This window comes from Nocardiopsis eucommiae (assembly GCF_965344335.1).
GTDB classification, from domain to species: Bacteria; Actinomycetota; Actinomycetes; order Streptosporangiales; family Streptosporangiaceae; genus Nocardiopsis; species Nocardiopsis eucommiae.
The window spans coordinates 155,850-180,323 of the sequence record NZ_CBDRIY010000006.1; the positions used below are offsets into that span (position 1 = coordinate 155,850).

At 71.1% G+C, this 24,474-nt stretch carries 20 protein-coding genes; 8 read left to right on the forward strand and 12 right to left on the reverse strand.

Annotation, left to right across the window (positions count from 1 at the left end):
* Nucleotides 1-321 precede the first annotated feature (321 nt).
* From ACRWK8_RS05775 to ACRWK8_RS05785, 3 genes are all read right to left on the reverse strand, one after another.
* A complete protein-coding gene (locus ACRWK8_RS05775; RefSeq protein ID WP_378737566.1) occupies nucleotides 322-1,668 on the reverse strand; it encodes a M16 family metallopeptidase in 1,347 nt (448 codons plus the stop codon).
* 40 nt (nucleotides 1,669-1,708) lie between these two features.
* A complete protein-coding gene (locus ACRWK8_RS05780; RefSeq protein ID WP_378737642.1) occupies nucleotides 1,709-3,052 on the reverse strand; it encodes a M16 family metallopeptidase in 1,344 nt (447 codons plus the stop codon).
* Nucleotides 3,053-3,665: 613 nt separating this feature from the next.
* On the reverse strand, nucleotides 3,666-4,346 hold the full coding sequence (locus tag ACRWK8_RS05785) for a hypothetical protein (protein WP_378737568.1): 681 nt from the start codon (nucleotides 4,344-4,346) through the stop codon (nucleotides 3,666-3,668).
* A gap of 121 nt (nucleotides 4,347-4,467) precedes the next feature.
* Between ACRWK8_RS05785 and ACRWK8_RS05790 the strand changes: the two genes are divergently transcribed.
* A complete protein-coding gene (locus tag ACRWK8_RS05790) occupies nucleotides 4,468-6,195 on the forward strand; it encodes a S49 family peptidase (RefSeq protein ID WP_431868778.1) in 1,728 nt (575 codons plus the stop codon).
* Complete coding sequence (locus tag ACRWK8_RS05795; protein WP_378737572.1) at nucleotides 6,192-6,689, forward strand: flavin reductase family protein; 498 nt, start codon at nucleotides 6,192-6,194, stop codon at nucleotides 6,687-6,689. Before ACRWK8_RS05790 ends, ACRWK8_RS05795 begins: the two co-directional genes overlap by 4 nt.
* 67 nt (nucleotides 6,690-6,756) lie before the next feature.
* Here ACRWK8_RS05795 and ACRWK8_RS05800 read toward each other — a convergent pair whose 3' ends face one another.
* From ACRWK8_RS05800 to ACRWK8_RS05825, 6 genes are all read right to left on the reverse strand, one after another.
* Nucleotides 6,757-7,656 carry an ABC transporter substrate-binding protein gene (locus tag ACRWK8_RS05800; protein WP_431868780.1) on the reverse strand — a complete coding sequence of 300 codons (900 nt, stop codon included), beginning with the start codon at nucleotides 7,654-7,656 and terminating at the stop codon, nucleotides 6,757-6,759.
* 58 nt (nucleotides 7,657-7,714) lie between these two features.
* Nucleotides 7,715-8,395, reverse strand: coding sequence for an ABC transporter permease (locus ACRWK8_RS05805; protein WP_378737576.1), 681 nt, complete (start codon nucleotides 8,393-8,395; stop codon nucleotides 7,715-7,717).
* Between the two features lie 2 nt (nucleotides 8,396-8,397).
* Nucleotides 8,398-9,216, reverse strand: a complete 819-nt coding sequence (locus ACRWK8_RS05810; RefSeq protein WP_378737577.1) for an ABC transporter permease — start codon at nucleotides 9,214-9,216, stop codon at nucleotides 8,398-8,400.
* Entirely contained in the window at nucleotides 9,213-10,328 is a 1,116-nt protein-coding gene (locus ACRWK8_RS05815; RefSeq protein WP_378737579.1) for an ABC transporter ATP-binding protein, read from the reverse strand. Before ACRWK8_RS05815 ends, ACRWK8_RS05810 begins: the two co-directional genes overlap by 4 nt.
* Nucleotides 10,329-10,568: 240 nt before the next feature.
* Nucleotides 10,569-11,225, reverse strand: coding sequence for an HAD family hydrolase (locus tag ACRWK8_RS05820; protein WP_378737644.1), 657 nt, complete (start codon nucleotides 11,223-11,225; stop codon nucleotides 10,569-10,571).
* A gap of 88 nt (nucleotides 11,226-11,313) precedes the next feature.
* On the reverse strand, nucleotides 11,314-12,045 hold the full coding sequence (locus ACRWK8_RS05825; RefSeq protein WP_378737581.1) for an NUDIX hydrolase: 732 nt from the start codon (nucleotides 12,043-12,045) through the stop codon (nucleotides 11,314-11,316).
* A gap of 165 nt (nucleotides 12,046-12,210) precedes the next feature.
* On the opposite strand from ACRWK8_RS05825, the gene nadA reads away from it, so the two are divergent.
* Together nadA and ACRWK8_RS05835 are read left to right on the forward strand one after the other, a co-directional pair.
* Nucleotides 12,211-13,209, forward strand: a complete 999-nt coding sequence (gene nadA / locus ACRWK8_RS05830; protein WP_378737583.1) for a quinolinate synthase NadA — start codon at nucleotides 12,211-12,213, stop codon at nucleotides 13,207-13,209.
* A 150-nt stretch (nucleotides 13,210-13,359) separates the two neighbouring features.
* On the forward strand, nucleotides 13,360-14,796 hold the full coding sequence (locus tag ACRWK8_RS05835) for an RNA polymerase sigma factor (protein WP_431868784.1): 1,437 nt from the start codon (nucleotides 13,360-13,362) through the stop codon (nucleotides 14,794-14,796).
* Nucleotides 14,797-14,813: 17 nt separating this feature from the next.
* Here ACRWK8_RS05835 and ACRWK8_RS05840 read toward each other — a convergent pair whose 3' ends face one another.
* Nucleotides 14,814-15,452 carry a TetR family transcriptional regulator gene (locus ACRWK8_RS05840; protein ID WP_378737587.1) on the reverse strand — a complete coding sequence of 213 codons (639 nt, stop codon included), beginning with the start codon at nucleotides 15,450-15,452 and terminating at the stop codon, nucleotides 14,814-14,816.
* A gap of 369 nt (nucleotides 15,453-15,821) precedes the next feature.
* Here ACRWK8_RS05840 and ACRWK8_RS05845 point away from each other — a divergent pair, with 369 nt between their 5' ends.
* The 4 genes from ACRWK8_RS05845 to ACRWK8_RS05860 all read left to right on the forward strand — a co-directional run bounded on the left by ACRWK8_RS05845 (nucleotide 15,822) and on the right by ACRWK8_RS05860 (nucleotide 20,192).
* A complete protein-coding gene (locus tag ACRWK8_RS05845; RefSeq protein WP_431868786.1) occupies nucleotides 15,822-16,853 on the forward strand; it encodes an MBL fold metallo-hydrolase in 1,032 nt (343 codons plus the stop codon).
* A 155-nt stretch (nucleotides 16,854-17,008) separates the two neighbouring features.
* The gene (locus ACRWK8_RS05850; protein WP_378737591.1) at nucleotides 17,009-18,370 is read left to right on the forward strand and encodes a glycosyltransferase family 4 protein; all 1,362 of its coding nucleotides are present in this window, start codon (nucleotides 17,009-17,011) and stop codon (nucleotides 18,368-18,370) included.
* Nucleotides 18,371-18,411: 41 nt separating this feature from the next.
* On the forward strand, nucleotides 18,412-19,140 hold the full coding sequence (locus tag ACRWK8_RS05855) for a class I SAM-dependent methyltransferase (RefSeq protein WP_431868800.1): 729 nt from the start codon (nucleotides 18,412-18,414) through the stop codon (nucleotides 19,138-19,140).
* Nucleotides 19,140-20,192 carry a prenyltransferase gene (locus ACRWK8_RS05860; RefSeq protein WP_378737593.1) on the forward strand — a complete coding sequence of 351 codons (1,053 nt, stop codon included), beginning with the start codon at nucleotides 19,140-19,142 and terminating at the stop codon, nucleotides 20,190-20,192. The genes ACRWK8_RS05855 and ACRWK8_RS05860 overlap by 1 nt, the downstream gene beginning before the upstream one ends.
* Before the next feature lie 35 nt (nucleotides 20,193-20,227).
* Here ACRWK8_RS05860 and ACRWK8_RS05865 read toward each other — a convergent pair whose 3' ends face one another.
* Complete coding sequence (locus ACRWK8_RS05865; protein ID WP_431868789.1) at nucleotides 20,228-23,161, reverse strand: transglycosylase domain-containing protein; 2,934 nt, start codon at nucleotides 23,159-23,161, stop codon at nucleotides 20,228-20,230.
* Between the two features lie 612 nt (nucleotides 23,162-23,773).
* Nucleotides 23,774-24,406, reverse strand: coding sequence for a class I SAM-dependent methyltransferase (locus ACRWK8_RS05870; RefSeq protein WP_378737597.1), 633 nt, complete (start codon nucleotides 24,404-24,406; stop codon nucleotides 23,774-23,776).
* Nucleotides 24,407-24,474 lie beyond the last annotated feature (68 nt).

Sequence of the window (24,474 nt, forward strand, 5' to 3'; positions counted from 1 at the left end):
CGGGCGACGTCTGGGGCCGCTGGGTGTGCGGGTCTTCTAGGGAGGACACGGTTATCCACGGGTCCATTCACCGGCCATGGTGGCCTCCTGCGGAGCATTGCGGTCGCTGTCACCACTTAGGTGCACGGATCACTCGTTATACCAGGATGACGCCGGGGCCACGCCGCTGGTTGTCTGATGGCTGACACATAGGTTCGGTTTCGTTATGTCCGAGGGAGAGCCGCGCATACCGTGACGAGGCTCTCCCCCTCCGATCCTTGACCCGGGCGGCACGCACGTGCACGTGCGTGCGCGCGTGCCCGCGCGGGAGGAGTCGGACGATCAGCTCCAGAGGGACTCGGGCGTGCGCACCTCGACCGGACCGACACCGGTCTTGGCCAGCGGTTCGCGCAGGCTGTCGGCGTCACCGACCACCACCACGACGGCTTCCTCAGGACGAAGGTACTCGACGGCCGCGGTGTTCAGGTCCTCGGCGGTGAGCTTCTCGTACCCGGCGCGGATGCGGTCCACGTTGTCGTCGGGAAGGTCGTGCACGACCATGTCGACCAGCGCTCCGGCCATGGCACGGGCCGTGGAGTAGGTGACCGGCAGGCCCACCGTGTTGGACTCGCGGACCGTGGACAGCTCGTCCTCGGTGACGCCCTGGTCGCGCAGCTTGTTCACCTGCTCCAGCGAGGAGGTGACCGAGTGCGCGGTGGTCCCTGCCTCGACCTGCGTGCTCATGAAGAAGACGCCGCTGTCGCGGCGCAGGTCGAAGCGGCTCCCGGCGCCGTAGGTGTAGCCCAGGCGCTCACGCAGCTCCATGTTGAGGCGGGAGGTGAACATCCCGCCCAGGATCTCCCCGATGCCCTCGGCGCGCGGCAGGTCCACCTGCGAACGCGAGGGGGCGCGGTGGGCGATGACCAGGGCCGACTGCACGGAGCCGGGCCGGTCCACGATGAGCACGCGCGGCTGGTCGCCGGGCGGCGGGGCGGGCTCGGTGGTCTGGCGCTCGGGCGCGCGCGCGGCGTCGCCGAACACGATCCGGCCCAGCTCCTCCAGGTCCACGTTGGCGAGGTCGCCGACGACCACGAGGGTTCCGGCGACCGAGGCGATCGAGTCCGCGTGGAAGCGCGCGACGGTCTCGGGGGTGATGTTAGCCAGCTTGACCGGGCCGCCCGCGAGCGGCGTGGCGTAACGGCCGGTGAACAGCTGGCCGCCGAGGCTGCGCATGGCCAGCGTGGAGGCGGAGGAGGCGTCCAGCCAGAAGCGCTCCAGCAGCTGCTCACGGCGGCGTACGACGTCGTCGGGGTTGAGGGCCGGACGGCGCACGGCGTCCGCGAACAGGTGGACGGCCTCACCGAGGCGGTTGGTGGGCGCGTCGAGGCCGGTGATGAAGCCGTCCCAGTTGACGCGCGCGATCCACTCCGCGCCGTGGCGCTCCAGGGCCGGGGCCAGGGAGCTGTTGCCACCGGGGCCGTCCTCCAGCGCCTCGCTGGTCAGCGCGCTGACACCCATGGCGTCCAGCGGTTCGACGGCACCGCCGAAGGGGTGCACGAGGCGGAGGGAGGCCAGCTGCTGGCCGGGCACGTCGAGGGCGACGATGGTGCCGCCGCCGACGGTGACCCGCCGGGGCTTGGGAAACGTGAAGGACGCGGGCGCGCCGAGGTCCGGGCGGTTCTGCTGCATGCTCTGCGGCTCTTTCTGCGGCTGGGCGGGAACGGGGCGGTTACGCCTGCTGGGCGTGGGCCGCGGCGTCGGCCTCGGCTTCCGCCTGGAGCGTCTCGGCGGCGGTCTCCGGTTCGGGGTCGAACCGGACGATCAGCATGTTGTCGTCGACGAGCAGGTTCGCGGCGGCGGCGCGGACCTCCTCGGCGGTGATGTCCGCCCAGCGCTCGGGCCAGGTGAAGGCGAGCTCGGGGTCGCCGAGCAGCTGGGTGCAGCTGCCGATGGTGTCGGCCAGGCCGGAGGGGCTGGCGATGGAGTGCAGGTGTTCGCGCTCCAGGACGGCGCGGGCCCGGTCGAGCTCCTCGTCGGTGATCCCGTTGCCGAGCTTGGCGACCTCCTCGCGGATGGCCTGCTCCAGGACGTCGCCCTCCACCCCCTCGCGGGCCAGCATGTTCACCAGCAGGAGGCTGTCGGTGTAGCGGAAGGGCAGGATGTCGGCGGAGCCGCCGCCGTCGTCGGCGGCGATCGGACGGTCGACGACCAGCGAACGGTACAGGCGGCTGCCCTGGCCCTGTCCGAGGACGGCGGCGGCCAGCTGGGCGGCGTCGTGGCCGCGTTCGCCGTAGGAGGGGACGCGGAAGCCGATGAACACCCCGGCGGCCGGGACGGTCTCCGTGACGGCGTCCCGCACGGGGCCGCCCAGGGGGGCGTGCAGCGCGGGGTCGGGGGTCTCGGGGATCTCCTCGCGTGCGGGGATACCGCCGAAGTACTTCTCGACCCTGGCCAGGACGTCCTCGGACGCCAGGTCGCTGACGATGGTCAGCACGCAGTTGTCCGGGCCGTAGTGCGCCTTGTGGAACGACTTGACGTAGTCCAGGTCGGCGGCGTCCAGGTCGGCCATGGAGCCGATCGTGGAGTGGTGGTAGGGGTGGCCCTCGGGGTAGGCCAGGCGCAGGATGCGCTCCAGGGCCGTGCCGTAGGGCTGGTTGTCGTAACGCTGGCGGCGCTCGTTCTTGACGACGTCGCGCTGGTTGTCCAGGACCTCCTGGGTCATGCCGTCGCGCAGGGTCGCCAGCCGGTCCGACTCCAGCCACAGGACGGTGTCGAGGGCGTGCGTGGGCACCGTCTCGAAGTAGTTGGTGCGGTCCGTCGAGGTGGAGGCGTTGATGTCGCCGCCCAGCCGCTCGACCACGTCGAAGTGCTCGCCCTTGGTGACGTTGCCGCTGCCCTGGAACATCAGGTGCTCGAACAGGTGCGCGAACCCGGTGCGGCCGGTCACCTCGTGCCGAGACCCGACCCCGTACCAGAGGTTGACCGAGGCGACCTGGCCGGTGGAGGCCGGAGCCGTCACCAGACGCAGTCCGTTGTCCAGCGTGTACTGCTCGACCCGTCCCGCCGTTCCCATGGTGGTCACCAGCGCATGCACCCCATCAAGTTCCGTTGACTGCTTCACCGAACACGACCCTATGTCCTCGGACCCCTTCCGGGACACACGATTCGGGCAATCCACGGGCGGAAACCCAGCCCCCTCCACGGAGCACGGAACCGGCCCCCGAGCCCCTCCAGATCCCGGGCACAGCGGTGAGCCCCACCCCGCACCTCGACCACAGGTGTGAGCCCTGACCTCGCACCCTCGCCACAGGCGCTGGGGGGCGCCCCGTTCGAGCGCCGGAGAGCCCGGGCCTCAGCAGGAGCTGAGCCGCCAGCCTCCGCCACAAGCCTGATTGCTGCCCGCACGCCTCGCCGCTGGGGGGTGCCCCGTTCGAGCGCCGGAGAGTGTTCTGCAAGACGAGTCAAGCCGCCAGCGAGGAACGAGCCAGGCGCAGACGAGGATGAAGAACAGCTCTGCAAAGGCGCCGAACCCGGGCCGAAGCGAAGCGGAGGCCCAAAGAAAACACGTCTGAACCCCAACCACAGGCATGAGTCCCCCCGCACCCTCCGCCACGAGGGAGGTACCCGTTCGAGCGCCCTAGAGCCCGGGTCTCAGCAGGCACAGTGCAAGAGGTACGCCCCCACCCCTACCCGTTCCGGTACTCCGTGGTGTCCATCGACGCGGCGATCTCGTCGTAGACGGCGCTGTACTGGGCGTCCACGGACCACACGTAGAGGAGCACGTCGCTCTCGGGCAGGAACCACATACGCACCTCGAAGGTGTCGTCGTTGTCGCAGGTGACGGTCCACAGCGAGTGGTGGGACTTGAGCCCGTCCGCGTGCTCGAAGACGTTGCCGGGCCCGGTGGTGAGGGTCGCGCCCTCGACCCCGATGTTGCCCGAGGCGGCGGTGTTGAGGCTGCGGCAGCTGTCGGTGTCGTCCGCCCAGCCGTCGTCGTCGTGGAAGGCGTCGTCCTTCTTGGGCCAGCTCTGCGGGTGCTTGTCGGCCTGTTTGGGGACGAGCTGGATCGAGCCGTAGGCGCAGGAGCTCTGTCCGGGCGGGGTCATGCACAGCTGGGAGCCGTCGTTCTGGACCTCCCACTCCTCGGGGGTCTCGATCGCCACGCCCATCACGTCGGCGGTGTCGAACCCCTCCGGGCCGGGCGGTTCGATGGCGGGCATCATGCCGCTCTCGCCGCGCTCCAGTTCGATCCCGCCGGAGGCCTCGTCGGAACCGCAGGCGGTGAGCGCCAGCAGGGACGCCGCGGCGACCGCCGCGACGCGACCGACCCCCTGCCGGTGCCGAACCAGGTTCGTCGTGCCCGCCATGGTACGTTCCGCCCTTCTCGTACGGTCCCCGACCTCGTGTCTGACAGATCGGAGCACAGTCGACCATAGCGCCCTCGACACACCCTCCGCGCCGGACCACCTCCCGCACTACTCTGGGTCCATGGTGGACCTCGCGAAGATCACTGATCCCTTGTCCCTCAACCGGTTCGGCCCCCAGCCCAAGGGCCCGTTGGTCCTGGAGCTGGACCTCACGGAGGGTGTCGCCGACGAGGCGCCGGGCGACCCCCTCAGCCAGATCATGAACAGGCGCAAGCAGCACTACCTGGAGGTGCTCGAGGGCATTCGCAGAGGTGCCCGCGACCCCGAGGTGGGCGGTCTCGTCGTGCGGGTGGACGCCCGTTCCCTGGGAATCGCGAAGATCCAGGAGCTGCGCGACACCGTCGCCGACTTCCGTGCCACCGGCAAGCCCGCCGTGGCCTGGGCGGACACCTTCGGGGAGGCCGGTGACGGCAACCTGCCGTACTACCTGGCCACCGCGTTCTCCCGGGTGGTCCTGTCCCCCACCGGCCTGGTGGGGCTGAGCGGCCTGATGTCGCGCACCACGTTCCTCAAGGGCGCTCTGGACCGGCTCGACGTGAAGTTCGAGGCCGGGGCCCGGCACGAGTACAAGAACGCGATCAACCCGTACACCCAGACGCAGTACACCGACGCCCACCGCGAGGCGGCCGGACGCCTCGTCGAGTCCATGAACGACCAGATCGTCACCGCGGTCGCCAAGAGCCGCGGGCTCACCGAGGAGCGGGTCCGGGAGCTGGTCGCGACCGCGCCGATCCTCGGCCAGGAGGCGTTGGAGGCCGGGCTGGTCGACCAGCTCGCCTACCGCGACGAGGTGTACGCGGAGCTGAACGCCGAGGTGCGCGCCCGGAAGGGCGAGGACTCCCCCGAGCCCGCCCTCCAGTTCGTCACCCGCTACCACCGCAAGCACGTCCCGCCGCCCCGGCCCCGGTTCGCGGACAACGGCGACCACATCGCCCTCATCTCCGCCAACGGCGGCATCAACCTGGGCAAGAGCCGCCGCTCCCCGCTGGGCGGCACCGTGATGGGCTCGGACACCGTCTGCGCCGCCTTCCGTGCCGCCCGCCAGGACCCCCGGGTCCGGGCCGTGGTGTTCCGGGTGGACAGCCCCGGGGGTTCGGCCATCGCCTCGGACCTGATCCGCAGGGAGAGCCAGCTGACCCGTGAGGCCGGCAAGCCGGTCATCACGACCATGGGCGACGTCGCGGGGTCGGGCGGCTACTACGTCGCGCTGGGGTCGGACGCGATCGTGGCGCAGCCCGCCACCATCACCGGATCCATCGGCGTCCTGATCGGCAAGCCGGTCCTGGGCGCGCTCCGGGAGCGGTTCGGGATCACCTCCGACTCCGTGAGCGAGGGTCCGCACGCGAGCATGTTCGACACCCTGAACGGGTTCAGCGACTCCGAGTGGGAGCGCATCAACACGCTGCTGGACACCATCTACGAGGACTTCGTGGCGAAGGCCGCCGCCGCCCGGGGCCGCACCTGGGACGAGATCCACGCGGTGGCCAAGGGCCGGATCTGGACCGGCGCGGACGCCCTGGAGAACGGTCTGGTCGACGAGCTGGGCGGGGTCGAGACGGCGGTGCGGCTGGCCCGCGCCAAGGCCGGGTCCGGGGCGCTCCCGGTCCGTGTCTTCCCGCGCGCGCACCCGCTGGACCGGCTCCGTCAGCACGAGTCCAGCGAGGACGTGGCCTCCGCCGAGCCGCAGACGGTGCTGAGCGCCTGGGGGCCGCTGGAGCACCTGGCCGCCCGGTTGGGGCTGCCCGCCTCCGGTCCGCTGAGCATGCCCGGCTCGTGGGAGATCCGTTGAGCGTTCCGGGCGGCGCCTACCTGGAGGCGATGGCGCTGCTGCCGACCGGTGTGACCGTGGTGACCGTCGCGGACGGCCGCGACGACATCGGGGCGACGGTGAGTGCCCTGGTGTCGATATCCACGGATCCGCCGGTGGTGATGTTGAGCGTGGCCGGGGAGGGCTACGTTGCCGAGGTCGTGGGTGAGGTCGGCGCGTTCGCGGTGAGCGTGCTCGCCGCCGACCAGCGCGCCGTGGCGGGGCGGTTCGCCGCCGAGGGCCGCCCCAGTGCCCGGCACCTGGTGTCGGGCCTGTCCCACCACCGGGGCGCGCACACCGGGGCGATCGTGCTGGACGACTCCCTGGCGGCGCTGGAGTGCTCGGTGCGCCAGCGGGTGGAGGTCGGTGACCACACGGTGTTCTTCGCGGACGTGGTGGGCCTGCCCGAGGTGGGCGCGGAGCGGCGCGGTCCGGCGATGGTCCGCTGGGACGGCCGGTACCACTCCCTGGGGTGATTCCGCCGGGACGTGCGAGGGGCCCCGGAACCGTGATGCGGTTCCGGGGCCCCTGTCGTGCGGGCGGTCAGACCAGGCCCTGCTCCTCCAGCCACTCCTGGGCGACGTCGGCGGCGTTCTCGTTGTCGATCACGACGCGCTCGTTGAGCTGGGTGAGCTCCTCCGTGGTCAGCGCCGCGGAGACGGCGTTGAGGGCGTCACGCGCCGTGTCGTCGACCTGCTCGCCGTTGATGAGCGGCGTGATGTTCTGCGATCCGAAGAGATTCTCCGGGTCCTCCAGGACCACGAGGTCCTCCACCGCGATCTGCGGGTCGGTCGTGAACAGGTTGGCCGCCTGGATGTCGCCGTCCTCCAGCGCCTTGGTCAGGAGGGCGACCTCCAGCGAGCGGAACTCGGAGAACTCGATCCCGTAGACCGACTCCAGTCCCACCACGCCCTGGTGGCGGGTCTCGAACTCGGGCGGTCCGCCCAGCACGAGCTGGTCGGCCACCTCGGCCAGGTCCGTGAGGCTGGCCAGGTCGTGCTCCTCGGCCACCTCTCTCGTCACGGTGACCGAGTCCTTGTTCTCCGCGCTGGAGGAGTCCAGGATCTCCAACCCCTCCGGCAGGGCCTCCTCGACCAGGGCGTTGGTCTCCTCGGCGTCGGCGCTGGGCGCCTCGTCGTCGAGGTAGGCCAGGGTCGCGCCGTTGTACTCGGGGAAGACGGAGAGGTTGCCCGACTCGATCTGCGAGTAGTACACCTCGCGGCTGCCGATGTTGAGCTGGTAGTCGACCTCCACGCCCTCGGCCGCCATGGCCCGGCCGTACAGCTCCGCGAGCAGGGTGCTCTCGGGGAAGTCGGCCGAACCGATGACCACCGCGCCCGACGCGGCGCCTCCGCCGCCGTCCTCCTCGTAGGGGTCGCTGCCACCGCACGCGCTGAGGAGCAACACCAGGGGAAGCCCGATGAGGGCGAGCTTCTTGTGCATGTCCGAACCTTCTCTCTGGGGAGTCCTACTTGACAGGCGGTGCCCGAAGACCGCCAGGTCAGCGCGCCACCGCGGACTCGGCACGCAGTCCGGGCGCGACGAGGAACCGTCGCAGCCCGGCGAACAGGAGCGTGGTGACCACCGCGAGCGCCACCACGAGTACGGAACCGCCCAGCATCATCGTGAGGTCCTGGCGGGCTTGGCCGTCGACGATGTAGCGGCCCAACCCGCCCACTCCCACGTAGGCGGCGATGGTGGCCGTGGCCACCACCTGGACGGCGGCCGTGCGCATCCCGATCAGGATGAGCGGTGTGGCCACCGGGAGTTCGAGCTTGAACAGGACCTCGCGGCCGCGCATGCCCATGCCCAGCGCGGCGTCCCTGAGCCGGGGCTCGACGCCCCGGACGCCCTCGTGGGTGTTGACGAGGATCGGCGGGACGGCCAGGGCCACCAGGGCCGCGATGACGGGAACGAGCCCGATCCCGGCGGCCAGCACGATCAGGAAGAGCACGCCGATGGTGGGCAGGGCCCGGGCGAAGTTGGCCAGGCTCGCGGTGAGGAAGCCGCCCACGCCGGTGTGTCCGGTGAACAGGCCGATCGGGACCGCGATGGCGGTCGAGATGAGCAGGCCCAGCAGCGAGTAGTAGACGTGTTCGCCCAGCCGGGCCGGGATGCCCGCCGAGCCGCTCCACTGCGCGGGGTCCGAGAACCACGCCACGAGTTCGTTCAGGATGTCCATGGTCACTCCCCCGCCGTGGCTGGGCTCGGGTGCGCGGCGGCGCCCGTGGTCGACGGTGTGGGCACGGCGGCGGCTCGGCGCGTGCGGGCCCTGAGCCCGGAGCCCGGCCGCCCGTTGCCCCGGGTCCAGGGGGTGAGCAGGTACTGGGCGATGACCAGCAGGGCGTCGGTGACGAAGGCCAGCAGCACCACCAGCACGATGCCGACCACGATGGGCGCGTCGAACTGACGGCGGAACCCGTCGCTGAGGATGAGCTGGCCCAGTCCGCCCAGGCCCACCAGGGAGGCGACGCTGACCATGCTGATGGTGGCCACCGAGGCCACGCGCAGCCCGGCGATGATCACCGGCACCGCCACCGGCATCTCCACGGTCACCAGGCGCCGGAGCGGTCCGTAGCCGATCGCGACCGCCGCCTGGCGTACGTGGTCGGGGACCTGGCGCAGACCGTCCACCACGTTGGGCAGCAGGATCACCAGGGTGTAGAGGGACAGCGGGACGATCGCGGTCCAGTCGCTGAACCCCGTGTAGGGCAGCATGAGGAAGAACAGGGCGATGGAGGGCACCGCGTAGAGCACGTTCACGCCGGTGAGCACCGGCGGGTAGAGCCCGCGCCAGCGCGCGCAGGCCAGCCCCAGGGGCACGGCGACGGCCAGCCCGATGAGGATGGACAGGTAGGCGAGGCGCATGTGCTCCAGGAGCCGGGGCAGGATCCCCCGGTCGGGTTCGCCCGGGTAGCTCCAGTTGGTCACGCCCCAGTCGGTGACCCGGACGGCCCACTCCCAGGCACCCACGGCCCAGTTCCCGCCGTCGGCGGCGATCACTCGGACACCGACCAGATCGCGGCGCCCAGGTCGTCCTGGGAGACCACTCCGACGACGCGGCCCTCGTCGTCCACGCCGACGGCCCGTCCCGCCGGGGAGAGCACTGCGGCGTCCAGGGCGGCGCGCAGGGAGTCGGCGCCCACGTCGAAGGTGTGGCCGAAGGGGGCCAGCTCCAGTGAGCCGAGCGGCACACCGGTGGGGGCCCGGTCGAGCTGCGCGGCGCTGACCCACCCCCGGGGCATGCGGTCGGCGTCCACCACGAGCGCCCACGGTTCGCCGTCCCCGGTGACGACGTCCTTGGCGCGTTCGACCCGGTCCTCGTCGTCGAAGACCACGTCCTCACGCGGGGAGAGCGCGCTGGCGGGGAAGAAGGAGAGGCGGCGCACTCCCCGGTCGTAGCCGATGAACGACTCCACGAACGCGTCCACGGGTTCGGCGAGCAGCCGTTTCGGGGTGTCGTACTGGGCGAGTTCGCCGCCGGGCCGGAAGACCGCGATCCGGTCGCCGAGGCGTACCGCCTCGTCGATGTCGTGGGTGACGAACACGATGGTCTTGTGCAGCTCCTGCTGGAGGCGGATCAGCTCGTCCTGGAGGCTGGTGCGCACGACCGGGTCGACGGCGCTGAAGGGCTCGTCCATGAGCAGGATCGGCGGGTCGGCGGCGAGGGCGCGGGCGACGCCGACCCTCTGCTGCTGTCCACCCGAGAGCTGGTGGGGGTAGCGCCTGGCCTGGGCGGGTTCGAGGCCGACCAGTTCCATGAGTTCGGCCGCTCGCGCGCGTGCCTTGGAGCGTCGCCATCCGAGGAGCAGAGGCACCGTGGCGATGTTGTCCAGGACGGTGCGGTGCGGGAAGAGTCCCGCCTGCTGGATGACGTAGCCGATGGAGCGGCGCAGCTGGGCCGGGTCCTGCTCGCGGATGTCGGCGCCGTCGACGCGGATGGTTCCGGCGGTGGGCTCGACCATGCGGTTGATCATCCGCAGTGAGGTGGTCTTGCCGCTGCCGGAGGGGCCGACGAAGACCGTGGTCCCGCCGGACTCCACTGTCAGGTCCAGACTGGCGACGGCGACGGTGCCGTCCGGATAGGTCTTGGCGGCGCCCTCGAATGTGATCATCGCGGGGTCGTCTCCGTTCGGGGGCCTGTGGGATTTCCGCGGGGGAGCCACGCGGATACGCGGCCTTCCCCTGGGCCCGGGGTTCAAACGGGTGGAAGCGGACACCGTGACCGGACCGCGACCCCGGTCCGTCCCTGGGCGTGCCGGGAAGAGTACCCCAGGCCGGGAGGTTACGGACACGACGACACGCCGCCCCACTCGAACAGGAGTATGATCCCGCGCGCTTCGCTCCGGTCGAGCTCAGCCCCGGGCGGCGATCCAGTCGGTGAGCTGGTGAAGGTCGTCCACGATCACGTCGGCCCGCCGGGCGTCGGGGGTGGCGGCGTGCCGGTACCCGTAGATGCCCCGGCGCAGCAGGGCGGTGCCCATCCCGGCGCGGCGGGCGGGGAGGACGTCGTTGTCGACGCGGTCACCGACGTAGAGGATCTCCTCGGCGGTGACGCCCGGACGGCCGCGGTCGGCCAGCTCCAGGACGCGGTCGAAGAACTCCGGCTGCGGTTTCTGGGTGCCCCACACGTCGGAGATGCCGATGCCGTCGACGCCCAGGCCCATGGCGTCCAGGGTGGGTCCGGCCTCGGGAGGCTGGTTGCCCGCGATGACCAGGGACAGCCCGGCCTGGTTCATGGCCTTGAAGGCGGGGCGGACGTCCGGGTAGAGGTCGCGCTCGTCGAAGTGCTCACGGACGCCCTCCGGGTCCTCGGCCCGCCAACGGGCGCTCTCGGCCTCCAGGTCGAACCCGGGCACGAGCAGCCGGAAACCGTCGGTGAGCGTGCCGCCGGAGCCGATCACCGCGCCGATGGTGCCGAAGAACGCCATGTGCGGGATGGCGAACCGGTCCGCCCAGCGCGCGAAGATCCGCGTCTCGTCGATGAGCGTCTCGCCGACGTCGAACACCACAGTACGAATTGCCACGGTTAGGGAGTGTACAAGGCGTGTACCGGCGCGGACCCGGCCCGCCACCGCTCGGGCCCGCGCCGTGGCGGGTTCAGGCGCCCGGCGGGCGCAGCACGGCGAAGGCGTCGGTGACCTCCAGTTCCCGCGCGCGGAAGCGGAAGAGGGCGGCGGGTCGGCCACCGGAGCGACCGGAGGGCACGGAGCGGCCGGTCTCCTCGATCTGCCCGCGCCGCAGGAGGACCCGGCGCAGGTTGGTGGCGGCCACGTCGTGCCCGAGGGCGGCCCGGTAGTGGGCCGACAGCTCCGACATCGTGAACTCCGGCGGGGCCAGGGCGAAGCCCAGGTTGGTGTAGCTCAGTTTGGAGCGCAGCCGTCGGCGGCCGGAGCGGACGATGGAGGCGTGGTCGAAGGCCATCGGCGGCAGGTCGGCGGCGGGGTGCCAGCCGGTGTCGGCCGGAACCACGGGGTCGATGTGCGCCGGGACCAGACCCAGGTAGGCGGTGGCCAGGGTGCGGCGCTGGGGGTCGCGGTGGGGGTCGCTGCGGGTCTCCAGCTGCTCCATGTGGCTGACGTCGCGGACGTCGACCTTCTGGGCGAGCTGTCGGCGGATCGAGGCGCCCAGGCTCTCGTCGGCGCCGAGCCGACCACCGGGCAGCGCCCACTCGCCCTCGCAGGGCGGCAGGGCGCGCCGCCACAACAGGACGCACAGTTCTCCCGCGCGGATCTGGAGGACGACCGCGATCGCCTCGTGCGCCGAGAGCACCGCCGCCCCTCCCCTCCGATCGGGGTCGGCCGTCGCGGTCGGGCCCGCGTCGGCCACCATGGCCTGTCCGTTTGCTTCCGGGATATCCACCCTGTCCCTTCCGTTCCACGCCATGTTAAGCTTCACCAGGTTTGTGCCTGACAGACAAAAACTAGGTCTCCGCACGCATCTCCCCTGGCACGGCGCCCGCACGGCGTGCCCACAGCCCCAAGGAAGTAGTAGGACATGGCATCGGTCACCGCGACGGCGGACACCATGACCAGGCAGGAGTGGGCCACCGAGGTCCGCCGCCTGGCAGAGGAGCGCGACGCTGTCATCCTCGCGCACAACTACCAGCGCCCGGAAATCCAGGACGTCGCCCACCACACCGGCGACTCCCTGGCACTGTCCCGGCTCGCCGCGAGCGTGGACGCCAGCACCATCGTCTTCTGCGGCGTGCACTTCATGGCCGAGACCGCCAAGATCCTCGCGCCGGAGAAGACCATTCTGCTCCCCGACCCCAACGCCGGGTGCTCGTTGGCGGACACGATCACCGCCGAGGACGTGCGCGCGTGGAAGGCCCAGCACCCCGGCGCGGTCGTGGTCGCCTACGTCAACACCACGGCGGCGGTCAAGGCCGAGACCGACATCTGCTGCACCTCGTCCAACGCCGCCGACGTCATCCGGTCCATCCCCGAGGACCGGGAGATCCTGTTCCTCCCGGACCAGTTCCTCGGCGCCCACGTCAAGCGGGTCACCGGCCGCGAGAACATCCACGTCTGGATGGGCGAGTGCCACGTGCACGCCGGGATCGACGGCCACACCCTGCGTGAGCGGGTCGCCTCCGAGCCCGACGCCGAGGTGTACGTCCACCCCGAGTGCGGCTGCGCCACCTCGGCCCTCTACCTCGTGGGCAGCGGAGCGGTCCCCGAGGAGCGGGTGAAGGTCCTCTCCACCGGCGGGATGCTGAGCGCCGCGGAGAACACCACGGCCAAGAAGGTGCTGATCGCCACCGAGACCGGCATGCTGCACCAGCTGCGCAACGCCAACTCCACCACGGAGTTCGAGGCGGTCAACTCGCGCGCCGAGTGCCACTACATGAAGATGATCGACGCCGACAAGCTGCTGAACTCGCTCCGCCACGGCACCACCGAGATCCTGGTGGACCCCGGGACCGCCGAGCGGGCCCGCCGCTCCGTGGAGCGGATGGTCGCCATCGGACAGCCCTCACGGGGCGGCGAGTAGCCGACGCGTCGTGCGCGGAGGCGCGCGTGCGAGTGGCGCCGCACGCGCGTGGTCGGTAACAGAAGTCTCACCTTCCAGCCACAGCTGAACCATTCGCCCACACCAGACGCCTCCCCTCGCTAGCGTCACCTCAGGAGCGGGGGGAGAATCGTGACCAGAGGTAACGAAACAGGCGTACCGGAGGCGGAGACCGTCGAGGCGCTGTACGACGCGTTCGCGCAGCCGCTCTTCTGGTACGCGTGGTCCCTGTTGGGCGACCCCGAACAGTACACCGACGACGGAGACCGCCCGGACGAGGACCCGGTCACCGACGCCGTCCACGAGGCCTTCGTCGCGGGGATCGGGCTGGAGTCCAGGCTCACCGACCCCGCCGACCGGGGCCCCTGGCTCTTCGCCCTCGTCCGCACCGCCTGCCAGCAGCGCGGTTTCGCGCCCACCTGCCCCTACACCCGGCTGGCCACCGTGCCCGACGAGGCCCCGGTCGCGCGCATGTTCTCCCGCCTGCCGGCGAGCCACCGGGAACTGGTCGAGCTCAACCTGCGCCACGCGCTGTCCACCTCGGCCGTCTCCCGGGTCCTGGGACTGGAACCGAGGATCTGCGGCGAACTGTCCCGGTCCGCGATCCGCCGCGCGGCGGAGGGGCTGGAGGAGCTCCCCGCGCCCGAACCCGACGAGGACACCCCGAGCGGCACCTGGCGGACCCAGGTGCACCAGGTCTCCTCGGCGCTGGCGCTGCTGCGCCCCCCGGGGGCCCCGCCCGGTCTGCGCGACCGGGTCGTGCACACCTGTACCTCACCCGACGCCGCCGAGGAGCGATCCCGGATCACCTCGGCGATGCAGCCGCTCGCCACGGACGGCTACCCGGTCCACCGCGCACGCCCGCTGGGCGCGACGGTGGTCGAGGACCCCGAGGAGGTCGGGCCCGTCGAGGTCCCGCTCCCCCGTGCCCTGCCCCGCGACCTGCTGACCACCGCCGACCACCCCGTACGCGACGACGCGCGCTCCCCGCTGCCCTCGCCCGACCACGACCCGCTCGACGAGGTCACCGACACCGGGCGCCGACGCTGGCCGCTGCCCGCGATCTCGGGCCTGGCCACCGTGGCGGTGGCGGTGGGGCTGTGGTGGTGGGCCAGTTCGGTGGGCGGCCCCACCACCGTGATCGACTCCGGCCCGGTCCTGCCGGGGCAGCGTCCGGGCCTGTCCGAGGCGGAGGCGGCCTCCACCGCCTCCGACGGCAAGCCGGGGTCAGAGCCGACCTCGGTCACGGTCACCGGGGACGCGGACGCCGAGAGCCCCGGGGCGGACGTGTCGGGGAGCGACGACCCCAGCACCGGCCCGAGCGGGTCGACGGAGGAGGAGCGTGAGGAGGCGCCCGAACGCGGCGACGCCCCCGAGGTCCCGGAGGAGGCACCCGGCGCACCCGGCCCCCCGGCCCAGGAACCCGACCCCGGAGAGGACGCGGACGAGGAGGAGCCGCCCGGAGACGGGGGCGGAGCTCCGGGGAACGGTTCCCCCGGCCTGCTCGGCGACCTGCTGGGGCTGCTGTTCGGCAGCGGCCAGAGTGAGGCGGACCAGCCGACCGACTAGCCCGTTAGCCCCGCCCCCTAGAAGGAGGAGAGGAGTCGGCTGGCAGCGGTCTGGAGCCGCCCCTCGACCTCCTCGATGTCGCGGCGGCCCTTGAGGATCTCCACGAGCTCGAAGATCCAGACGCTGGTGAGCGCGCCGACCAGGACGTACCCGGTGCTGTCGCGGTCCACCTCGACGCCGGAGGCCGCCTCGTCACCCCGGGGCTCGTCGGCGGTGGGGGCGCCCTCCAGGTTGCCGGTGGCCACCCGCCACACCAGGTCGCTGATGCGCACGTCGAGCTCGATCTTGACCTCGGCCATGATCAGGGACCGCACCAGGGCGTCGGCCAGCTCGGGCTCGCGCATGAGGCCGCGCGTGGCGCGGAGGAGGACGTCGACCGCCCGCCCGGAGGGGCTGTCCGCGGTGGGCGGCCGGCGGACGATGCCGCCTTCCAGGAGGTCGAGCTCCTCGGTGACCACGGCCACGACCAGGTCCATCTTGGAGGGGAAGTAGCGGTAGAGCGTGCCGAGGGCGACCCCCGCGCGTTCGGCGACCGAACGCATCTGCATCGCCTCCACGCCCCCGCGCACGGCCAGGGCGGCCGCGGTCTGGACGATGCGCCGACGACGTTGGGTCTGAGTCCGTGTCATCGTTCCGATCGGTGCCTGCACCGCCACAGGGTCTCTCCCATTCGTCTTCGGTCCGCACGTCGCCGTCGCGCGACGGCGCCGAGGTCGGCCGCGCCGGGTGGACTCCCCGCCCGACGACCCGGCTCACGAGAACACGTTATCCAACGAATTCCCTTGATCACAGCGCCGGGAACCCATGATCCTCGCCTCATTCCCCGACGTGGCAGAGGCAATACGAGGGCTTGACGGCAACTTTCAGGAAGGCGCCCCGACCTTTGTAGAATATGTTCTATTTTGTCGGGCCGAAAAGCTCCGGACCGAGACCGGCCACGGGAGGCACCCGCCGCCCGCACACTCCGAGGACCCCTTCCCTAGAATCGAACCAGATTCGGTTTCCAGTGGAGAGGTCGGGCCAGGATGCGCGAGGTTCCCCCAGTAGAGGACCTGGGCGAGGGGTTGTGGAGCATCCCCGTGCCGGTCCCCCACAACCCCATCGGGTTCACCTACGTCTACGCGCTCGAATCCCCCGGCGGCCCCGTCCTCGTCGACACCGGCTGGAACCACGACGACTCCTGGGACGCCCTGGTCGACGGCCTCCGACAGGCGGGACACCGGGTGGACGAGGTCCGGGGCGCCGTCGTCACCCACTTCCACGCCGACCACTCCGGGCTCACCGGCCGCCTGCGCGAGGCCTCCGGCGCCTGGATCGCCATGCACCCCGCCGACGCCGAGGTCCTGCGCCGCCAGGAGGGGCGCACCGACGACGAACGCGCCGCCTCCGTGATCGAGCAGATGGTCCGCGCGGGCTTCCCCGAACAGGACGTCGAGGCCTTCCGCGCCTCCCCCACCGTCTTCCGACCGCCCGCGCCGCCCGACGCCTCGCTCGGCGACGGCCAGCGCGTCGACGTCCCCGGCCTGGAGCTGCGCGCCGTGTGGACACCCGGCCACACCCCCGGGCACCTGTGCCTGCACCTGGCCGGACGCGACCTCCTCTTCACCGGCGACCACGTCCTGCCGCGCATCACCCCGCACGTGGGCCAGTTCCCGCTGGACTCCGCCGAGGGCGACCCCCTCGGTGACTTCCTCGCCTCCCAGAACCGGATCGGGCGCCTGCCCGGCGCCGACCGGCTCCTATGTCTTCCCTCACACGAGACGCGCTTCTCCGGGTTGGCCGAGCGCGCCCGGGAGATCGTCGACCACCACGAGGAGCGGCTGGAGCTCATGGTGCGACTGGTCGGGCAGGGCCCCACCACCCTGTGGGAGCTCACGTCACGACTGGAGTGGCGGCGCTCCTGGGCGGACATGCGCCCCCTGGCCCGGCACATGGCCGCCTCCGAGACCGCCGCGCACCTCCGCCTGCTGGAAGAGCGCGGCCTCGTGGCCCGTGAGGGCCCGGCGCACCGCCCGCGCTGGGCCAGCGTCATCCCGGGGACCACGCCCCGAATATGATCCCCTGTACCTGATGCCCGGCGCCGGCCCCGAGTGAACTCGCGAGTAACATATGGGGGCGCGCAGCATCCCAGCAGCCGCCCGCAGAGGCTCCGGCCAGGGCCGGGACACCAACGGTGGCGACCGGGCACGCGATCCAACGAAGAGGTGGACTCTTGACCCAGTCGGGCACCAGCACGGGACCGACCCCACGGCCCTCCGGCGACCGCCCCCTGCGCGTCGCCCTCCTGTCGTACCGGAGCAAGCAGCACGTGGGCGGGCAGGGAGTCTACGTCCGCCACCTGTCACGTGAACTGGCCGCCCTCGGTCACGAGGTCACCGTCCTCTCCGGGCAGCCCTACCCCGTCCTCGACGAGGGCGTCACCCTGGAGAAGGTCCCCTCCCTCGACCTCTACAACGACGCCAACCCGTTCGTCGCGCCACCCGTGCGCGAGTGGCGGGACTGGATCGACGTCCTGGAGGTCGCCACCATGTGGACCGCCGGATTCCCCGAACCCCTCACCTACTCCCTGCGCGCCAACCGCGAGCTCCGCCGACGGCTCGGGGAGTTCGACGTCGTCCACGACAACCAGACCCTCGGCTGGGGCCTGCTCGGCATCAGGTCAGCCGGACTGCCGCTGGTCACCACCATCCACCACCCCATCAGCGTGGACCGCCGGATCGAGATCGAGGAGGCCCGGGGCCTCCAGAAGCTCTCCAAGCGCCGGTGGTACGGATTCGTGAGGATGCAGGCCAGGGTGGCCCGCCGCCTCGACCCGATCCTGGTCCCGTCCCGGTCCTCGGCGGACGACATCGCCCGCGAGTTCGGCGTCGACCCGGCCACCATGGAGGTCACCCCGCTCGGCGTGGACACCCGGTACTTCCACCCGCGACCCGACGTGGAACGCGTCCCCGGCCGCATCGTCTGTACCGCCAGCGCCGACAGCCCCCTCAAGGGGGTCGGCGTGCTCCTGCGCGCCGCCGCCAAGCTCGCCACCGAGCGCGACGTCAGCCTGCGGATCGTCAGCAAGCCGAAGCCCGGCGGCCCCACCGACCAGCTCGTCGACGAACTCGGCCTGCGCGACCGGGTGGAGTTCGTCAGCGGCATCGACGACCAGGAGCTCGGAGAGCTCGTCTCCAGCGCCGAGGTGGCGGTCGTCCCCTCCTTCTACGAGGGCTTCTCCCTGCCCGCCGTGGAGGCCATGGCCTGCGGTACCCCCCTCGTCGCCAGTCACGCGGGCGCCCTGCCCGAGGTCGTGGGCACCGACGGTGACGCCGGCCGACTCATCCCCCCGGGCGACCCCGAGCTCCTGGCCGCCGAACTCGCCTCCCTGTTCGACGACGCCGCCGAACGCGAGCGCATGGGCGCAGCCGCCTGGCGCCGGGTCCAGGAACGCTTCACCTGGAAGGCCGTGGCCGAACTGACCGCCCAGCGCTACGCCACCACCATCGACGCCGTCAAGGGGACCAGCGCCGGTACCGGAGACGACGACACCCGGCCCGCACCCGCGCGGGCCGCCCGCGCGAACGGCGCCTGACCCCACGCACGACCCGCAGCACCGTCCCTAGGGAGCCTCCACTGATCACCGTCGACTTCAACCTGTTCCCCGTCGGCTCGGGCCACCGCGTCCTCGACCTCGGCTGCGGCGGCGGCCGCCACGCCTTCGAGATCTACCGCCGTGGCGCCGACGTGGTCGCCTTCGACCAGAACGTGAGCGACCTCGCCGACGTCGAGACCATGTTCGCGGCCATGGCCCACGAGGGTGAGGCCCCCTCCTCCGCCAAGGCCGAGACCGTCAAGGGCGACGCCCTCGACATGCCCTTCGACGACGACAGCTTCGACCGCGTCGTGGCCGCCGAGATCTTCGAGCACCTGCCGCACGACACCGCCGCCATGAAGGAGCTGTACCGGGTCCTCAGGCCCGGCGGCATCGCGGCTGTCACCGTGCCCAGCTTCCTGCCCGAGCGCATCTGCTGGGCCCTCTCGGAGGAGTACCACACCAACGAGGGCGGCCACATCCGCATCTACACCCGCGCCGAGCTGGAGGCCAAGCTCAAGGCCACCGGCTTCGAGATCGGCCCGCACCACCACGCGCACGCCCTGCACGCCCCGTACTGGTGGATCAAGTGCGCCGTGGGCACCGACAACAACGACCACCCTGCCGCCAAGGCCTACCACGACCTCCTGGTCTGGGACATGCTCCAGGCCCCCAAGGTCACCCGCGTGGCCGAGCGCCTCCTCAACCCGGTCATCGGCAAGAGCGTCATCGTGTACGTGCGCAAGCCGCACACCGACGCGGCCGCCTGATGGCCCCCGTACCGTCCGACCCCGGTGCCCTGCGCCTGCCCGGAGTCCTCAGCGCCGAACAGCTGTACCGGTCCGCCGACTACCTCGCCCGCTCCCAGGAGGGCGACGGGGTGATCCCGTGGTTCCCGGGCGGCCACGCCGACGTGTGGGACCACGTGGAGTGCGCCATGGCGCTGACCGTCACCGGTGTGCTCGTCCCCGAGCACGCCGAGGCGGCCCGCCGCGCCTACCTGTGGCTGGACGGGAGCCGCCACCCCGACGGCGGCTGGTACGCGAAGTACCGCCAGGGCGGTCCCGTGACCGCCCTGCGCGAGGCCAACCACGCCGCCTACCCGGCGGTGGGACTCCTCCACCACCTGCTGACCACGGGAGACGCGTCCTTCGCTGAGCGGATGTGGCCCGTGGTGGAGAGCGGGCTGGAGTTCGTCCTGGGTCTGCGCGGCGAGCACGGGGAGATCCTGTGGGCCCGTTCCGAGGACGGGTCCCCCGGCGACCACGCGCTGCTCACCGTGTGCGCGAGCGTGCACCACGCCCTGCGCTGCGGGGCCGCCCTGGGGGCGCGGTTGGGCCGCGAACGGCCGGAGTGGTCCAAGGCTGCCGACCGGTTGGCCGAGCTCATCATCCACGACGAGGGCCTGTTCTCGGACCGCTCCCGGTTCTCGATGGACTGGTTCTACCCGATCCTCGGCGGCGTGCTGCGGGACGAGGCCGCCAAGGAGCGGATCGCGGAGCGCTGGGACACCTTCGTCATGCCCGGTCTGGGCGTGCGCTGCGTGAGCGACCAGCCCTGGGTGACGGCGGCGGAGTCCTCCGAACTGGTCATGGCGCTGGCCGCGATGGGCGAGGTCGACACGGGCGTGCGCGTCCTGCGGGACGTCCAGCACCTGCGCGACGCCGACGACGGCGTGTACTGGACCGGCTACCAGTTCGCGGAACAGGTCCGCTGGCCGGTGGAGCGCAGCACCTGGACCTCGGCGGCGGTGATCCTGGCGGTGGACGCGCTCACCCGCACCACACCGGGTTCACAGGTCTTCCTGCACACCGGGGCCTGAACACACGAGGAGGGCCCCGCGGGGCCCTCCTTCGTTTACTGGCCGTTCTCCTCGCCCCGGCCCGGCGGAATCCCGGGATTCCCCGGCTCCTCCGGTTCATCCGGCCCCTCCGGGTTCTCCGGGAAGGTCGGGACCTCCGGGACCTCCGGCTCGGGGTCGGTCGGCACCTCGGGCGTCTCCGGGACCTCCGGGACCTCCGGCTCGCCGCCCTCAGGCGCCTCCGGCTGCTGCGGCTCCTGGGTCGCCGGTTCGGGCGCCCAGTTCTCCGTGGTGCCACCGAACTCGGGCCCGGGGAACGAGGCGCGCTCGTACCCCTCCATGGCGCGGTTCATGTACGACTTCCACATCTGGGCGGGCAGGCCGCCACCGGAGATGTTGTGCCCCGGGATCTGGAAGCTCTCGTTGTTCCCGCTGTAGACGCCGACCGCCGTGGACAGCTGCGGGGTGTACCCGACGAACCAGGCCGCCACGCTGCCGTTGGTGGTACCGGTCTTGCCCGCCACCGGGTGGTCCCAGAGCTGCGCAGCGGTACCGGTTCCGGAACTGACCGCCTGCTCCAGGGCGTAGGTGACGTCGGAGGCGGTCGAGGCCTCCAGGGCCTTCTTGCCCTCGATCTCCGGCCGCTCGTTGTCACCCTCCTGGTTGACGATCTCCTTGATGACGTGCGCCTCCATGTGCACGCCACCGTTGGCGAAGGTCGCGTAGCCGCTCGCCTGGTCGACCGAGCGGACGCTCGTCGCGCCCAGCGGCATGACCGGCACCAGCTGGTTGTCGTCGATGCTCCCGTCCGGCAGGCCCACGTCGTAGGCGGTCTGCCTGACCTCCTCGAATCCGACCTCCTGGGCCAGCTCCACGAAACCGAGGTTGTTGGACACCGTGGTGGCCTGGGTGAGCGTCATGACACCACCGGAGGCGTTGTTCGCGTTCTGCACGCGGGAGCCGTGGATGTCCCTCGGCCCGCGACCGTCCACCGTGGAGTTGAGGCCGTAGCCCTGTTCCAACGCCGTGGCCAGCACGTAGGGCTTGAACGCGGAACCCGCCTGCGCGGCGCCCAGGAACGAGCTGTCGTACTGGTTGAGGTGGTAGTCGTGCCCGCCGTAGAAGGCCAGCACCTCGCCGGTCTTCGGGTCGATGGTGGTCAGGCCGATGTTGACGCCCTCGGGAAGGCTGTCCGGGGCGACCATCTCCTCCACCGACTCGTAGGCGGCGTCCATCATGTCCTTGTCGAAGGTGGTGACGATCTTGAAGCCCTGGCGGTTGATGTGGTCCTCGCTGTAACCGAGGTCCGACAGCTCGCTCATGGCCTCCTGGAGCATGTACCCGCGGTAGCCGCTGAGGTCCTCCGTGGTCTTCTCCGGCTCGGGCGCCGGGAACTCCATGGCGTCCGCCTCGGCCTGGGTGATCGCTCCGGTGGTGACCATGCCGTTGACCACGTACTGCCAGCGGTTCTCCATGTCGGGCGTGGTCTCCACGTCCGCCTGGCCGAACCGGGTCGGCTGCTGGATCGCGGCGGCCAGGAAGGCCGCCTCCTCGGCGGTGAGCTCGTCGACGTCCTTGTGGTAGTACGCCTGCGAGGCCGCCTGGACGCCGTAGGAGGTGCGACCGAAGTAGATGGTGTTGAGGTACTGCTCCATCACCCACTCCTTGTCCTCGCTCCGGTCCACCTTGATGGAGATGATGATCTCCTGGACCTTGCGGGACACGGTCTGTTCCAGGGAGACGCCCTCGTAGTAGTTGCGCACCATCTGCTGGGTGACAGTCGAACCGCCCTGCACCTGTTCGCCTGTGATGGTGGACCACACCGCGCGCATGGTGCCGCTGATCGAGACACCCGGCTCGGTCCAGAAACCACGGTCCTCGGCGGAGATGACCGCCTCGACGACGTGGTCGCCGCCAGCCGTCATCTCCTCGTAGCTGATGACGTCACGGTCGGTGCCCCGATAGGCGAACTCGGTCTCGCCGTCCGCGAAGTAGAAGGTCGAACCCTGCTCCACCGCGTCGGCCTTGGCCGCGTCCGGGACCTCGACGGTCACGTAGAAGAACGTGAAGACGCCGCAGGCCAGGATGAGCCCCAGACCGGTCACGGCGAGGAAGCCCAACAGAATGCGCAGCCAGAGCGGCTTCTTGGCCTTCTTCTTCTTGTTCTTCCCGGACCCGTCACCCGGACCCTCGGCGCTGTCGGTCGGGCCACCGGGACCGCCCGGGGTTCCGGCACCGCCGGCACCAGCTCCGGCGGCTCCAGCTCCGGCGGCTCCAGCTCCAGTGGCAGCAGCGGCTCCGACGGCACCAGCTCCGGCGGCCGCACCGCTCTCCGCGCCACCGGGGGTGGCGGACGGCCCCTCGGACCCGGGCTGGTCCGACACGTAGTCGGACAGCCGTCGGGGCGTCGGCCACAGGGCGGCGTCATCCGCCGGGTCGCCTGGGGCGGCGCTCTCAGCGGGAGTGCTCTCGGAGGAGGCGCTCTCAGCCGACGTGCTTCCGCTGCCGTCCCCCGCGTTGGCGTCCTTCTCCGGCGGCGGGGCGGCGAAGGCCACCGCTCCCGCGGCGGGCGCGGGCATGGCCTCGGTACGCGCCTCGTCGGCCTCCGTGTCCGTGTCGGTCCGCGTCCCCGAGCCCTCCTCCGGCTCGGACGCGGGCCCGGTTCCGGTGGCGGCCGAGGCCACCACCGGCGGGTCCGCGGGGTCCTCGGACCCCGCGGTCTCCACGGTTCCCAGAACCGGGATCTGCTCGGTTCGGCTCTCCTCCGGCTCGGCGTCCTCGGTGGCCGCCGTGCTCGCGGAGTCCTCGTCACGCTCCCCCGCTGAACCGCTGACCGGCGTCTCGACGCCAGGAGAGGCGTCGGAGGGAGACTCCTCGGCGTCCCGTTCGGCGTCCGGCGTCTGCGTGCTCTCCGACTCGTCGCCGGAAGCCCCAGCCGCCCCGGTGGTGTCCGATCCCTCGGCGTCGAATCCCTGTTCAGCGAGGGTCATGGCCACGCGGTCACGAAGGAACGTGCCGCTCGTCTTGAATGCGATGGGTCCCGCGACGAACTCCGGCTCGGGCTGGCCGTTGGGCTCCGTACCCGATTCCGGAGTCTCCCCCGCGGATTGATCCTCACCACTGGTGGGTAGATCATCACCCTGGGGGGTCGCAGGACTGGACAGCTCCTCAGCAGAGGTGTCGTTCGTCTCCGGCGTGTTCGAATCGGGACGCTGTCCGTCCGTCCCGTCATCGCCGTGTGTGCTCTTGCTCAGCTCCCCGCCCCCAAGGCAAATCACGTCCGGCACCGTGCCGTCCTGGTGTTTGACGCGCGAGTGCCCCTGATCGGTTCAGTTCGATTCAGGGCTGAAGCGGTATTTCGGGGAATATCACCATCATCGCTCCACCCTCGAAGCCACGATACCCGCACGTAACCGTGTCAAGGTCGAATCCGTAACCGCACGGTCACTTCTTACCGAAGGCTTACCCTCGTCAGGCGTGTCCATGTCCGGATGTTGGCTCACTCACTTTCCTCAACCAATATTGCCATACTCAGGAACAATCACGGAGCGTGCGCATTCGACTCCAAGGGCCTCCGTCACAAATGACGGGTCGGTCCCGCCTCAGGAGACGCGCTCCAGGACCCGCATGGAGCCCACGACGCGCACCTCGCGGAACAGTCCGGAGTCCAGCGCCCGACAGTAGATGTTGTAGGGCGGCCGCCCCCCGTCCTCGGGGTTCGGGAAGACGTCGTGGATCACCAGCGCCCCGCCCCTGGCCACGTGCGGCGACCAGCCCTCGTAGTCGTTCTGGGCGGCGGTCTCGCTGTGCCCGCCGTCGATGAAGAGCATGCCCAGCTCCGTCCCCCAGACCGCGGCGACGTCGACGGAAGCCCCGGTGATCGCGATGACCTCGTCGTCCAGGCCCGCCTTCGTGATCGTGTGCCGGAAGTGCGGAAGGGTGTCGAACTTCCCGGTGACCGGGTCGATCAGGGAGCTGTCGTGGTACTCCCAGCCCTCCTGGTGCTCCTCCGAGCCCCGGTGGTGGTCCACGGTGATGACCTTCGCCCCACCCACACGGGCGGCGGCACCAAGGAACACGGTGGACTTGCCGCAGTAGGTTCCGATCTCCACGACGGGGCCGCGATCCGCGTACTCCAGGGCGGTCTCGAAGAGAGCCATCCCCTCGTCAGTGGGCATGAAACCGGTCGCCGCCTCAGCGGCCGCCAGCAGGTCCTCGGGGATTGTCTTCGTCATACGGAAATCCTCCCATCGCGGGAAGTCGCACCGGCCAGCACCCCGGCGGAATGGACGCCGAACAACCA

Excerpts from the sequence above, each read along its gene's own strand:
- ACRWK8_RS05865 (WP_431868789.1), bottom strand. The coding sequence starts at position 23,161 with ATGACCCTCGCTGAACAGGGATTCGACGCCGAGGGATCGGACACCACC.
- nadA (WP_378737583.1), top strand. The coding sequence starts at position 12,211 with ATGGCATCGGTCACCGCGACGGCGGACACCATGACCAGGCAGGAGTGG.
- ACRWK8_RS05805 (WP_378737576.1), bottom strand. The coding sequence starts at position 8,395 with ATGGACATCCTGAACGAACTCGTGGCGTGGTTCTCGGACCCCGCGCAG.
- ACRWK8_RS05825 (WP_378737581.1), bottom strand. The coding sequence starts at position 12,045 with ATGGTGGCCGACGCGGGCCCGACCGCGACGGCCGACCCCGATCGGAGG.
- ACRWK8_RS05815 (WP_378737579.1), bottom strand. The coding sequence starts at position 10,328 with ATGATCACATTCGAGGGCGCCGCCAAGACCTATCCGGACGGCACCGTC.
- ACRWK8_RS05800 (WP_431868780.1), bottom strand. The coding sequence starts at position 7,656 with ATGCACAAGAAGCTCGCCCTCATCGGGCTTCCCCTGGTGTTGCTCCTC.
- ACRWK8_RS05785 (WP_378737568.1), bottom strand. The coding sequence starts at position 4,346 with ATGGCGGGCACGACGAACCTGGTTCGGCACCGGCAGGGGGTCGGTCGC.
- ACRWK8_RS05790 (WP_431868778.1), top strand. The coding sequence starts at position 4,468 with ATGGTGGACCTCGCGAAGATCACTGATCCCTTGTCCCTCAACCGGTTC.
- ACRWK8_RS05870 (WP_378737597.1), bottom strand. The coding sequence starts at position 24,406 with ATGACGAAGACAATCCCCGAGGACCTGCTGGCGGCCGCTGAGGCGGCG.
- ACRWK8_RS05845 (WP_431868786.1), top strand. The coding sequence starts at position 15,822 with ATGCGCGAGGTTCCCCCAGTAGAGGACCTGGGCGAGGGGTTGTGGAGC.
- ACRWK8_RS05780 (WP_378737642.1), bottom strand. The coding sequence starts at position 3,052 with ATGGGAACGGCGGGACGGGTCGAGCAGTACACGCTGGACAACGGACTG.
- ACRWK8_RS05860 (WP_378737593.1), top strand. The coding sequence starts at position 19,140 with ATGGCCCCCGTACCGTCCGACCCCGGTGCCCTGCGCCTGCCCGGAGTC.
- ACRWK8_RS05775 (WP_378737566.1), bottom strand. The coding sequence starts at position 1,668 with ATGCAGCAGAACCGCCCGGACCTCGGCGCGCCCGCGTCCTTCACGTTT.